This window comes from Halostella litorea, from assembly GCF_004785955.1.
In the GTDB taxonomy this organism is placed as follows: Archaea; Halobacteriota; Halobacteria; order Halobacteriales; family Natronoarchaeaceae; genus Halostella; species Halostella litorea.
Window position 1 is genome coordinate 300,293 of sequence record NZ_SJER01000001.1, and the last position, 12,224, is coordinate 312,516.

Here is a 12,224-nt window from a genome sequence, read left to right on the forward strand (position 1 = left end):
CAGAACTCGATGCGGAAGTCGTCGGAGTCGTACGACATGCCCACAGGAACGGCCGAGGGCACAATAAGTCCGCGCAGAAGTATATTTCTGTACCCTGGCCCGTTGCCCCCGTTCGTGACGCTCGCGCCGTTTGATGACTCATCGGGTCTTGCTCGGCTGGGAGCACGACTCGAAGGGACAACCCAACTCTCCTTCGAACCCCGTACGAGGGACCGCTCAGCGATGGATCCGGCGCGTGAGCGTGAACACGAACAGCGCGATGAAGAACGCCCCAAGGAACCCCTGTGCGGAACTGAGCAGCCGCGTCAGCAGCGTCGTCCCGCCGGGGATATCGCCGAAGATCAACGTGACGAAGCTCTGGATGCTGAACACGAGCGCGGAGACGGCGCTCGCATCGGCCAGGACGTCCCGCGCGCGACCGACCCCGTCGCGCCCGCCGCGAGCGCTCACGAGTGACCAACACAGGAGCCGGTTACCGATATCGGCGGGCGTAGCGCTGCGGGAACGGGCGGCACCGAAACGCGTTTCCGACAACGCTGTTCAGAAACTCGGTCATTACTACACGTAAAATACCTTTGAGCCTTCCGGTTCATCTGATCGGTACCGACAGGGCTTGTATCCCACGGATTCGATGGATGAACGGAACACCGATGACGCGGAACCTCTTTCCCGACCGGATCGAAACGAGCCGCCTCGTCTTCGAACGCCTGCGCCACGGGACCGTCGACCCGTTCGAACTCTACGAGTTCGTCTCCCGGGACGACTGGCAGGGCGACGCGACCGAACACATGCCGTGGTTCCGGTTCCAGCGGGTGGACCAGGTCGAGGAGTTCGTCGACGAGGCCGAACGGCAGTGGGACGACTGGGACGCCGCGCGCTACCTCCTGCGCTCGAAGGACGAGGGCGGCGACATCGTCGGCACCACCGCCTACAGCCCCGACTGGGAGTCGCGGCGGGCGGGGTCGGGTATCGTGCTGGCGAAACAGTACTGGGGGCGGGAGTACGGGGTCGAACGGGCGTCGGCGTTTATCGAACTGACGTTCGAGCGGTACGACCTCGACGCCTACTACACGACCTGCGCCGCCGACAATGACCCCTCGCGGCGCATGATCGAGAAATACGTCGAGCGGTACGGCGGCCGCCACGAAGGGCTGTTGCGGCACCACTCACCGCGCCCGAACGGCGAGGTGACCGACCAGCACCGGTTCAGTATCGTCCGCAGCGAGTACGAGTCCGCGACGCGGGGGACGGAAACGCTGGATTTCGCAGTCGACTGGTAGGTGGCTCCGCCCCGTCTCCGGCACGGACCGAAGGCGAAGGACGCGTCCGCCAGGTATCGCGACGGCCCGTCAGGCCGAATCCCCGTCGAGGTCGTCCGCGGTAAAGCGGTGAACGTGGGCCTCCCCGTTCACGACGTTGACCGTCTCCATCGGGCCGTCGACCAGGTCCGGAAGCCGATCCATGAACTCCTCGTAATGCTCGGACTCGGTGTGTGCCGTCCAGGCCGCTTCGTCCTCGTACTGTTCGAAGAACCGCACGGTAGCGGACGCCTCGATGTCGACCATCGCCCGATACCGGACCGTCCCGTCCTCCGCCCGCGACCGCTCCGCGAGGGTCGCGATGAACTCCTTCGCCTCGTCGAAGCGGTCCGGGTCGATCGGGATGCTCGAATGGACGACTATCATCACTCGTACGACCGAGCCGTGTCGTATGAAATCCCCGGTGGTGTGGAAAACTCTAACACGAATCATGGGTCCGCTCGCATAGCGGGTCGGTCGTCCCTGAAAACGGGACCCGCGCCGCCATGCACAGGGTAACATTCAATGTCTGTGCGTTTGAATATTTAAATTGATGTACGACCGAATCCTGCTCTCGACGGACGGTACGGTCGCGTCCGAACGGGCCGAGTCACACGCGCTCGACCTCGCCGCCGCTCACGACGCCGTCCTCCACGTACTCTACGTCGTCGACGAGGACGTCGTGACCGCCTACAGCGGCGACGAGTACGTCGACGAAGCCGAAAGCCCCGAGCACGGCCTCGAGGAACGCGCGGAGGAGACGCTGTCGGAACTCCGCCGCCGCGCAGCGGAGGCCGGCGTCGACGTCGAGACGTCGATACGACACGGCCAGCCAGCGGAGACCATCGTGGGATACGCGGACGACCACGACCTGGACCTGCTCGTGCTCGGGACCAAGCGGCGGCCGGACGAGTACCGCGCCCTGCTGGGGAGCGTCACCGACCGCGTCCTCCGGTTGACCACCCGGCCAGCCACCGTCGTGAAAACCGAGGTCGGCGAGTAGCGACCGGCCGGGCAGTAGCGACCGCCGTCGGCCACAACGGCGCGACGGCGGCGAACGCTTGGTCGACGCCGCCCGGGAGTCCCCCGGTGAGTCGAAGGACAGCCACAGCCGCTTCGACGAGGAAAGCGCGCCGGGGCCGCCCTGCACCTCCGCCAGGGGCCGGAACGGCGTTCGTTACCCTGAGCGAAACGGGGATACGTGGTCGGGTTGAACGACCCGACGACCACCGACATGGATACCGACCCGCTTATCGGTTCGATCGCCCGAGCCACGGAACCCATCAGGGAACGGCTCCACGAGTACCGACGGAAGATCGACGCCGAAAACCCGTCCGGCGACACGCAGGTCGCGGCGGACGACTGGGCGGACGGCCTGTTCTACGAGGAGTTCGTCGACGCGGGGTTCGTCGGCGAGTACGCCAGCGAGGAGCGGTCGGACGTCGTCGACGTCGGGGACGGATACGGACTCACCATCGACCCGCTGGACGGGTCGTCGAACCTGCTCTCGAACTCCGTCACCGGTGCGGCGATCGGCGTGTACGACGCGCCGCTTCCCGCGCGGGGCCGCGACCTCGTCGCGGGGGCGATCGTCCTGTTCGGGTCGTACACGACGGTGACGGTCGCGACGGACGACGGCGTGACGCGTCACGTCGTCTCCGACGGCAGGGTCGTCGACCGCGATCCGGTGGCGATGCCCGACCGGGGCGATATCTACGGCTACGCCAGCACCCGGGCGGAGACGTCCGACGACCTCCAGGCGGTCCTCGACGAGGTCGGACGGACGCGGAAGGTCCGGTACAGCGGTGCGATGGTCGCCGACGCCGCCCAGTTGCTAACCCACGGGGGCGTTCTGGTGTATCCTGCCCGGTCGTCGGCGCCGGAGGGCGACCTCCGCCTGCAGTACGAGTCGAACCCGGTGGCGTACATCGTCGAGCGAGCGGGCGGCGCGTCCTCCGACGGGACGGGGTCGATCCTCGACGTTGAGCCGACGAACCTGCATCAGCGTACCCCGACCGTCCTCGGGTCGCCGGAACTGGTCGACCGCGTCGCGGAAGCGATACCGGCCGAGCAGTAGTCTTGTTCTTGTAGTACAATTCTGTGGCGTCGTATCCGCCACGAACCGGTTCAGGGTGACCCCGCGGGCCCCGTCACTGCCACGTCTCCCGGTCCACCCGAAACTCGTCGGGCGGGAGGTCCGGGACGGTCGAGGCGGTGGACTTCTCCCGCGTGATCCGTGCGTATCGGCGGAGTTCGTCGACGGTGCCGGTGTCTGCGTCCGCGTACACCTCCGTGCTTTCCTGTTCCCGCGTTCGGCCCGCCATGTTCTCCAGGACGTGTTTCGACGACAGTTCGTGGAGCGCGGCGGCCGCGACGTCGGCCTCGTCGAGCCGGTCGTGCAACTGCCGGAGCTTGCGGTTGCGCTCCTCGAGGAACGACGCCTCGATCCCCTCGGAGTCGCCGCCGGGGTACCCCCAGTTGTACTCGCTGAACCACAGCGGCTTCCCCAGGGTGTCGTGGGCCGCCGCTATCTTCTCGTCGAGCAGCGCGGCGGCCTCGTCGGCCGGGAGGTCGTAGTGGGCCTCGCCGACCCACCAGTGGAGCGAGCACGCGTCGATGCAGTCCGGGCGGTGGTCCTCGACGAAGTCGTTCCGGCCGTCGGGCCAGCCGTGGGTGCCCGTCGTCAGCAGCTGGTCGCCGGCCAGTTCCTTCACGTACGGCCCCACCTCCTCGATCCACGGCCGGATCGTCTGGCTGTCGCGCTCCCACGCGTTGAGGTACTCGACCTCGTTGCCGAGTTCCCACAGCATGATCGTGGGGTCGTCGCGGTACTCGACCCCGGTGAACCGGTTCTCGTGGGTCAACAGCTCCTCGACCCACTGCTTGTACAGCTCGATGCACCCCTCGTCGTGGTAGAAGTCGTTTATCCCCTCGGCGGTGTCCGACCGATGGACGAACCCGGGGACGTTGGCCGCGAGGTTCTCCTCGGGGTCGGTGCGGTAGCTCGGCGCGCCGCTGACGATGGGGACCGCCAGCCGGACGTTGCGGCGCTTCGCCCGGACGATCACCTCGTCGAACCGGCTGAAGAACTCCGCGTTGTCCTCGCCGGGGAACGGCCCGCCGTACTGGACGGGCACGTTCCAGCCGAAGGCGCGGGCGACGGTCGCGCCAACGCGGTCGAGCCCCTCGAACATGTAGGGCCGCATGCGGTCGTGATGCGGGTGGCCGAACCCGAACGTGAACTCCCCGCTCGGGTTCACCCCCGAGAGGTAGAACGTCCCGTCGTCGAGCGCGAACGACGTCCCGTCGACGCCGACGAACGACGCCGGGGACTGCTCGACCCGGACGCTCGTCCGCGCCCGGGCGAGTTCGGAGCCGTCCGCGCTGACCGCGCCCTCGAACCGCCGCTCGCCGACGCGCAGCACCTCCCGCTCGGCCGCGAGCGTTTCGGTCCCCTCGGCCGGGATGGAGACGTCCTTGGTCGCGACGACGCCCTCCGCAGTCCCGAGGGTCAACTGCCCGTCGAACGCGTCCGGTCCGGGGTTGTGCGCGGTGAGTTTGACCGTGACCGTGTCGGTCTGTCGGGCCGGGGCGGGGTCGGCTTCGAGGGCCGTTATCTCGACGGACGCCTGCGGCGTCGCTGTCGCTGTCCGGTCCCGCGTGGGGGACGACGTCGATTCACCCTCCGCCGGCGACGTCGCGCTCGTCCCCGCGGCGTCGTCGAGGACGCCGGAACAGCCCGCGAGCGAGCCGGTTCCCCCGACCGCCGCGAGCAGCCACCGTCGGGAGACGCCTTCGTCGGTCATGTACACTGGACGGGAAGACAGGTAGATTATGTTATCGGGCGGGCGATGTGCACGGCGTGCACGCCGCCGACGGTGCGGCCTCGCACGGGCGTCTTCGACGGATCCTCGCCCGAGGGACAGAGGCATCACCGCCGGCGTCCAACACCCGTACATGCTCAGGGACACTTCCGGGATCCACCACGTCACGGGGATCGTCCGCAGCGCGCGGGCGAACATCGACTTCTACGGGGAGGTGCTCGGCCTCCGCCCAGTCAAGCGGACGGTGAACTTCAACGACAAGTTCACGCGGCACCTCTTCTACGGCGACGAGACGGGATCGCCGGGGACCGTCCTGACGTTCTTCCCGTACCCAGGCGAGGAGGACGGCCGGCCCGGCAAGCCCCAGATCACCGCCGCCGCGGTGACGATCCCGCGGGGCTCGGTGTCCTACTGGCGGGACCGACTCGCGGACCGCGGCGTCGCCGTCGACGGCCCGTTCGAGCGGCTCGGCGAGACGGTCCTCCGGGCGTCCGACCCCGACGGCACGCGGATCGAACTCGTCACCGGCGAGTCCGACGTCGAGCCGTGGGCGGACGGACCGGTCCCGGCCGAGCACGCCATCCGCGGGATCCACGGCGTCACGTTGCTCTCGACGAGCGTCTACGTCACCGCGAGCGTGCTGGAGACGCTCGGGTTCGACCTCGTCGGCCAGGCGGGCGACCGGGTCAGGTATCGGGCGGCGGGCGACCGCGCGACGGTCGTCGACCTGCTCGACCGGGACGCCGAGTTCGGCCGCGAGGGGGCCGGGACCATCCACCACGTCGCCGTCCGCGTCCCAGAGAAGGACCAGCTCTACGAGTGGCACGACCTGTTCCGGGACCGCGAGTACGACGTGTCGCGGGTGAAAGACCGCCACTTCTTCCACTCGCTGTACGTCCGCGAGCCGGGCGGGATCCTGTTCGAACTCGCCACGGAGACGCCGGGACTCGCCGCCGACGCCGGGACCGACGAACCCGCGGAGTCGCTGTTCCTGCCGCCGTGGCTCGAGGAGGACCGGGAGATGATCGAGGGGCAACTGCCCCCGCTCGACCCCGCCACCGGATCGGAGCCGGAGTGATGGACGGGAACGCCGACTCGGCCGGCCCGAACGAGGACCCGCACCGGGGCCAACCGATCGAGACGGCGGGCGCACCGCCGCAGGCCGCGGAGACGGCGGTCGTCATGCTCCACGGCCGCGGGTCGACGGCCGGGAACGTCCTCACGCTCATCGACGAGTTCCTCCACCACGGCGCGATGTACCTCGCCCCGCAGGCGGCACACAGCTCCTGGTACCCCCGCTCGGGGTACGCGCCGCTCGACGACAACGAGCCGTGGATCACCTCGGCGCTCGCCCGCATCGACCGCGCGATGGAAACCGCCGCCGACGCCGGCGTGCCCGCGGAGCGGACGGTGCTCCTCGGATTCTCGCAGGGCGGCTGTCTCGCCGCCGAGTACGTCGCGCGAAACCCCGAGCGATACGGCGGCCTCGTGGTGCTGTCCGGGAGCCTGCTCGGCCCGGAGCCGGGGGCCGACTACGCCGGCTCGCTCGACGGGACGCCCGTCTTCCTGGGGTGCAGTTCCGAGGACCCGTACGTCGCCGCCGAGCGCGTCCGCGAGTCAGCGGCCGCCTTCGAGCGCCTCGGCGGCGACGCGGAGTACAGGCTCTACGACGACCTGGGCCACGCGATCAACGACGACGAGGTCGGGCGGATAAACGCGCTCATCGATCGGCTGGACTGATCGGGCGGACTAGCCGGGTGGCCGACCTGTGAAGGCCCGCGTCCCCTCGGCGGGACCCCCTACTCGGCGTGGCGGTCGATCAGGGACCGGAGCCGGTCCTCGCTTTGCACCCCGACGACCTCCTCGACCTGCTCGCCGTCGGCGAACAGGGCCAGCGTGGGGACGCCGCGGACGCCGTGGGCGTCGGCGAGTCGCTGGTTCGCGTCCACGTCGACCTTCGCGACCGCGGCCTCGGTGTCGGCGGCCAGCGTCTCGACGACCGGTTCGAGCATCCGACACGGCCCGCACCAGTCGGCGTAGAAGTCGACGAGCACGATGTCGTTGGCCTCGACGATCGTATCGAGATCCGAACGGCCGTCGACGTGGACGGGTTCAGGGGGCGTTGCGGCGTTCGTCTCCGCGGAATCGACTGTCATCACCTGTTAGTACGGTCCAGTAGTAGTTAACAGTTTTGGGAAGAAAGTACAATACCACGGGCCGCCACGCGTGGACGGAGCGAAAGCGACGCTATCGGGAGCGAAAACGGGAGGGGCTACCCTTCGACCGAGGGGGTGGACGCGTCCGCGTCCTCGTACTTCGTCTCGAACTCCTGGATGAGCTGGCCCATCTTGGCGTACCAGTCGTTGAGCAGCCGCTGCATGTTCCCGGCGATCTGCGACGGGTCCGTCGGCCGGTAGACGTGGTAGTAGCCGCCCTGCTCGTAGTTGACCTGCTCCTTCTGGATGAAGCCGGCCTGCAGCAGCCGCTGAACGGCGCGGTATGCGGTCGACCGCTCCCGGTCGACGGCGTCCGCGATCTCGTCGACGGTCAGGGGGTCCTCGGTACCGACCAGCGTCTGAAACACGTCCCTGTCGAGCTGTTTGAGCCCGTGGAAACACTCGAGAAGCCCCTCGCACTCCATGTCCCGCTGGAGTTGTTCGCTCATCGAATCCGGCATCAGTATCACGAGAGCGTAGGCCCCAGGCGGTTATAAGACTTGTGTAGAGAACATACAATCCTCTACGGAGGCGCTCCCGACGCGACGAACCCCGCCGTCGACGTGTCGCTCCTCGTCGTGCGACCGGATTCACTCGTCGAGATACTCGACGCGTCGCTCGTCGGGTAGTTCGCTGAAAAGTGCTCCGGCAGGGATTTGAACCCTGGTCCTTGCCGTGAGAGGGCAAGATGATTGGCCGGACTACACCACCAGAGCATTTCGCATCTGTTGGCCTCAGACACCCATCATCGGGCGTCTTCGTCTTCCGCACTCGATTGAACGCACCGTTCGTATATAAATGGCACGAAATTGTCTCAAAAACATAGCCGGTTCACTGGACAGACTATCCCCCATTACTTCTTGCGAACTTCCTTGTTCCAAGCTATCAAGACTGAGGGAATATATAATAAGAATTATAAATCCCCCTTTTAATCTGATATAGTGGTTTTGCCGACTCAATGTATTCCAACAGGCTAATTGAAACATGAACTGAGCTGGTCACTACACCTTTGGGTTAAACAATATCCGACATCAATGAATCATAACTCACTATCGGTACCGCAGATAGAATATCTCCTGACGGTATGGTCAGCAGAAAATTATTAATAGAATGCCATCATCTTATCAGGATAGATTCTAATGATTGAGTATGTTCAGTATCTTGCTTTCGCTGGTATAGGTGCGGTTGGGTATGGATTTGCAAATCGAGTGGGGTCAATATTGGCAGAAGGAGGAGTTGATCGCGTCAAAGCCGACACAATTGGTCGCGATGACCAAGCTGACAACTCCCAAGTTCTTGAGAAAATGGACCGCCTTAGAGAGGAGAAGAAGAAAGCAATTGAAAAAAGGACAAGAAGATCCAAGAAGTAGAAGATCGGTTAACCGACTATGAGCGAATCACTCGATCACTGAAGCAAGATAGCTTAGCAAGGGAGCGACTGATAGAAAGATATTGGAAACCTCTACATGCAGTCCTAATTTGCTTTGCATCCCAAAAGGATAGTGATGGAAATACAAAGAAGTTTATAAGAGATAAATTAGAGGAGAAATATACTCTACACCGTCTCACTGGTTTTACCTATATTATTCCTCCTGCTGACGTACCCGATGTACTGAAAAAGAATCGAAATACACGGGAAGACATCAGGGAATGGATTAAGACAGACTTCTATGAAGAGAACCCTAAAGCTCGCTCAACGATTTGCTTTGCTGGCGTTGTGGATCTCCGTAACGTCTATTCAAGAACCGACCATTCCAAAGAAGATAGAGTATCGTTCTTTAGCACAATTGACGAAGAGCTTGATTTAGAAGAGATATTTAATGAGAATGACTTTTCAAAGCTATTGGCATCAAAAGGCGTTAATCTCACAAAAATGATAGAAGAAGGGGACATTGCATTTTTTGCTTCCAAATCAATTACAACTTCTGAGTTAGATACCATACACGATAATCAGGATGAAATTGAATCCAATCTGGGTGATCCGAATCTGAAAGAATTAGCAAATATGCAGAAAGACACAATCGAGGAAGTCATAGCACCATATCTCTCAGACCCATCAGAAGTAGCTGAATCAATAATTGAAGAAGCATCCATTTGGAGTCGAGAGTTGTATGAATGAGGTGATTTTGTCCTTCACATAGACCGGATTTTCGTCTTCACCAGAGTTGATTTAGAGTTTTACTACGATCTTCCGGGCTAACGTTATCATAGCGAGCAGTAGTTTCAATATTTTTATGACGCAATTGTTCTTTTGTTGCCTTTAGATCACGTTTCTTAGTCATTGCGGTGGCAACACTATGGCGAAGAGTGTACCAGCTCATTGTCCGACCGGCAGGATCAATGCTTGCTTCCTCGATGAGTTTTTGGATGAGATAGCGGAGGGAAGACGAACTGTAAGGATTGTCCTCTCGGGTCAACCAGAGCAGGTCGCTATCGGTGTACTTCGGATAGAGTTCACGTTCATCAAGCCAGCGTTCGAGAGCGGCTGAAGTCTTTTCGTTGAGTCCCACGGTCCAGTTCTCTGTGTTTTTACTGGACTCATCGGCGGGGATTCGGAGGACACTATTTTTCGTATCAACCCAGTAGGTCTTGGCGCGTTCCACCTCAATGGGTCGAAGGCCCGCATCGGTACTCGCATAAACGAGTGAAGTGATTTTCCAGCCATTAGCTTTTTTCCAGTCATCGGGTTTGACTTCGTGCTTGGGCTTGTCGAACCGTTGAGCGAGGTGGCCTTTCCACCGATCTCGTTGGTCTGGACTGAGGTCGCTGTATCGAGGAACTGTGGCATAGTCGCGGGCAGCCGCACGAAGTTTCCGTACTTCTTCGGGACGGAGGATGTCCTTTAGGCGGTTGCCGGAATTGTCCTTAAAATTCCGTTCAAAATCGAGTTCAGGACCATTGTAAGTGAGCTGTCGCCATTTGTAGAGACGTTTGAGGGCAGTTTGCACGGTAGCTTTGCTGCTGCCAGCTTCGTCCCCTCGATGAAGATGTTTGAGATATTGGTTTGCATGGTCGTTGTCGATGGCAGTGAAATATCGGTCTTCTTGTGACCACACCCATCGATAAAATTGGTCAGTTCGGTAGGCAGTATTAGTGACGGTATTTTCGGAGTATCCTTCCCACTTGCCGGGGTCCTTGCCCTCTTTGAGGAGCCATGTGATGAACTGTTCTCGTTCAGTTCGATAGTCCATTAACTGCTTTTCTGGCAGTTGATCCTCTGAGTTCTGCGTGATGACTGGGAATTGTGACAAATCGATTTCGTTTTTCATTGAGTCGGCCTCTATTTGTTAACAACCCACTTTCTTGTCGCAGATAGTGGGTTTTGTTTCGTGTTGCGCGAAGACGCATACTACCGTTTTGGGTGCTGAGGCCGATGAAAATGGGTGAAGTCCTTTTTTCCGTTTAATCACGCTTGCCGTGAGAGGGCAAGATGATTGGCCGGACTACACCACCAGAGCGCATCCTATGCTAAACCGGGCTGGTAATTTAACGGTTGCGCTTCGTCGCCGCCGTGTGGCGGTTCACCGTATCATAGTGTTCGCGCTCGCCAAGCGCCGACGCTCGCCGATACGGTACAAGCCCCGACAACCAGTGAGCGCAAACGCTATCACTCCTCGTCGAACGGCGAACCGGCCGCCGCCGGTTCGTTGCCCTCGAGGCTGATGATGTTCTCGCGGCCGACGCGGAGCTTGCTTATCGTGCCCTCCTCGTCCATCTCCGAGAGCAGCATGCTCACCTTCGACTTCGACCACTCGGTCTCCTCGACGATGTTGACCTGCTTCATCCGGCCGCCGTTCTCCTCCAGCAGCGCGACGACGCGGTCCTCGTCGGAGAGCATCTCGGCCTCGTCGACCGCCGGTTCGGCCGCCGCGTCGGTCCCTCCGTCGGCGTCGCCGGCGGCCCCGGGCGTCCCGCCGTCGCCGTCACCGTCGTCGACGTCCGTCCCGCCGCGGTCGAACAGCGCGTCCCCCCGGCCCAGCGCGACGGCCGCGACGACGCCGGCGACGAGCAGGACCACCACGCCGACCATCGGCAACAGCCCGTCGGTCGACGACTCGTCGCCCGCGTCCGAGGGGTCTCCGGCGTCTGTCGTCCCCGTGCCGTCCGTCCCGTCGCCGGGCGAGGTCGACCCGTCGTCCGTGGTCGTCTCCGTCGCGAGCGCAGGCGGTTCGAGCACCGCGCGCGGTCGGTTGTCGGTGAAACGCCGCTCGCCCCGCCAGGTCACGGTGTCGCTGTCGGCGAGGGTGCCGGCGGACTGCTCGCCGTCCGGGGAAACGGCGGCGAAGGCGAGGCCCTCGCCGGCGACGAGGACGAGCGCCTGGTCCGGTCCGACGTACAGGCCGCCATCGAACACGTCGCCGACGACGACGCGGTCGCCGTCGGTCGCGGCAAATCCGGTCCACGTGAACGACATTTCGACGACGCCGGTGCTGGTGTCGGTCCCGAGTTCCTCGTCGACCTCCGCGCGCCGGGAGAACGCCTTCGCGCGCATCGTCCTGTCGGTCGCGTTCTCGCCCGCCGCGGCGAGCGCTCGGGCGCGCTCGCGGAAGCCGGCGTACAGTTCCGTCTCGTTTGCCTCGAACTCGGACGCGAACGCCCGGAACTCGCGGCGCTCGGACTCGTTCGTCAGGCGGCGCTCGTAGTGAAACGTCCACCGGGCCGAGCCGTTCTTGGCTACTTGGACCCGGAACTCGGTGTAATCGAACCCCTGCGCGTCGACCCCCATCGGGTCGGGGGCGAGCGCCCCCGGTTCGGCGGTTGGGTCCGGGGCGTCGACCCCGGCCGCGCCGACGGCGGCGACCCCGTGGACGCCGGCGAGACAGACCAGGAGAGCGACGCCGACGCCGTGCGCCCGGTTCATTCGTGTAAGCAAATTCGGGGCGATG

The 12,224-nt window shown here is 63.2% G+C and carries 14 protein-coding genes and 1 tRNA gene; 7 read left to right on the top strand and 8 right to left on the bottom strand.

Features of this window, described 5'->3' with window-relative positions:
* Positions 1-216 precede the first annotated feature (216 nt).
* Positions 217-450 (bottom strand): ion channel, encoded by a 234-nt coding sequence (locus tag EYW40_RS06930; RefSeq protein ID WP_202614469.1) that lies wholly within the window; start codon positions 448-450, stop codon positions 217-219.
* Positions 451-635: 185 nt separating this feature from the next.
* On the opposite strand from EYW40_RS06930, the gene EYW40_RS06935 reads away from it, so the two are divergent.
* Positions 636-1,280: a GNAT family N-acetyltransferase gene (locus EYW40_RS06935; protein ID WP_237560575.1), complete on the top strand. Its 645-nt coding sequence runs from the start codon at positions 636-638 to the stop codon at positions 1,278-1,280.
* 69 nt (positions 1,281-1,349) lie between these two features.
* Here the strand turns inward: EYW40_RS06935 and EYW40_RS06940 are convergent, their stop codons facing one another.
* On the bottom strand, positions 1,350-1,685 hold the full coding sequence (locus EYW40_RS06940; protein WP_135820898.1) for a putative quinol monooxygenase: 336 nt from the start codon (positions 1,683-1,685) through the stop codon (positions 1,350-1,352).
* Between the two features lie 166 nt (positions 1,686-1,851).
* Here EYW40_RS06940 and EYW40_RS06945 point away from each other — a divergent pair, with 166 nt between their 5' ends.
* Positions 1,852-2,301, top strand: coding sequence for a universal stress protein (locus tag EYW40_RS06945; protein WP_135820899.1), 450 nt, complete (start codon positions 1,852-1,854; stop codon positions 2,299-2,301).
* A gap of 231 nt (positions 2,302-2,532) precedes the next feature.
* Positions 2,533-3,375 carry a class 1 fructose-bisphosphatase gene (locus tag EYW40_RS06950; protein ID WP_135820900.1) on the top strand — a complete coding sequence of 281 codons (843 nt, stop codon included), beginning with the start codon at positions 2,533-2,535 and terminating at the stop codon, positions 3,373-3,375.
* 73 nt (positions 3,376-3,448) lie between these two features.
* Here EYW40_RS06950 and EYW40_RS06955 read toward each other — a convergent pair whose 3' ends face one another.
* Positions 3,449-5,104: a glycoside hydrolase 5 family protein gene (locus EYW40_RS06955; RefSeq protein WP_135820901.1), complete on the bottom strand. Its 1,656-nt coding sequence runs from the start codon at positions 5,102-5,104 to the stop codon at positions 3,449-3,451.
* Positions 5,105-5,255: 151 nt separating this feature from the next.
* Between EYW40_RS06955 and EYW40_RS06960 the strand changes: the two genes are divergently transcribed.
* Together EYW40_RS06960 and EYW40_RS06965 are read left to right on the top strand one after the other, a co-directional pair.
* Positions 5,256-6,200: a VOC family protein gene (locus EYW40_RS06960; RefSeq protein WP_135820902.1), complete on the top strand. Its 945-nt coding sequence runs from the start codon at positions 5,256-5,258 to the stop codon at positions 6,198-6,200.
* On the top strand, positions 6,200-6,862 hold the full coding sequence (locus EYW40_RS06965; protein ID WP_135820903.1) for an alpha/beta hydrolase: 663 nt from the start codon (positions 6,200-6,202) through the stop codon (positions 6,860-6,862). Before EYW40_RS06960 ends, EYW40_RS06965 begins: the two co-directional genes overlap by 1 nt.
* Before the next feature lie 59 nt (positions 6,863-6,921).
* Here the strand turns inward: EYW40_RS06965 and trxA are convergent, their stop codons facing one another.
* From trxA to EYW40_RS06980, 3 genes are all read right to left on the bottom strand, one after another.
* Positions 6,922-7,278, bottom strand: coding sequence for a thioredoxin (trxA, locus tag EYW40_RS06970; RefSeq protein WP_135820904.1), 357 nt, complete (start codon positions 7,276-7,278; stop codon positions 6,922-6,924).
* Positions 7,279-7,394: 116 nt separating this feature from the next.
* Complete coding sequence (locus tag EYW40_RS06975; RefSeq protein WP_135820905.1) at positions 7,395-7,799, bottom strand: helix-turn-helix domain-containing protein; 405 nt, start codon at positions 7,797-7,799, stop codon at positions 7,395-7,397.
* Positions 7,800-7,979: 180 nt separating this feature from the next.
* Positions 7,980-8,054 (bottom strand) — tRNA-Glu (locus tag EYW40_RS06980).
* A 423-nt stretch (positions 8,055-8,477) separates the two neighbouring features.
* On the opposite strand from EYW40_RS06980, the gene EYW40_RS06985 reads away from it, so the two are divergent.
* Together EYW40_RS06985 and EYW40_RS06990 are read left to right on the top strand one after the other, a co-directional pair.
* Positions 8,478-8,708, top strand: a complete 231-nt coding sequence (locus tag EYW40_RS06985; protein WP_135820906.1) for an ABC transporter substrate-binding protein — start codon at positions 8,478-8,480, stop codon at positions 8,706-8,708.
* A gap of 347 nt (positions 8,709-9,055) precedes the next feature.
* Complete coding sequence (locus EYW40_RS06990) at positions 9,056-9,457, top strand: hypothetical protein (RefSeq protein ID WP_135820907.1); 402 nt, start codon at positions 9,056-9,058, stop codon at positions 9,455-9,457.
* Between the two features lie 37 nt (positions 9,458-9,494).
* On the opposite strand, the gene EYW40_RS06995 is transcribed toward EYW40_RS06990, so the two are convergent.
* Both EYW40_RS06995 and EYW40_RS07000 read right to left on the bottom strand, forming a co-directional pair.
* Positions 9,495-10,607, bottom strand: a complete 1,113-nt coding sequence (locus EYW40_RS06995) for a tyrosine-type recombinase/integrase (protein ID WP_135820908.1) — start codon at positions 10,605-10,607, stop codon at positions 9,495-9,497.
* 338 nt (positions 10,608-10,945) lie between these two features.
* A complete protein-coding gene (locus tag EYW40_RS07000) occupies positions 10,946-12,199 on the bottom strand; it encodes a helix-turn-helix transcriptional regulator (protein ID WP_135820909.1) in 1,254 nt (417 codons plus the stop codon).
* Positions 12,200-12,224 lie beyond the last annotated feature (25 nt).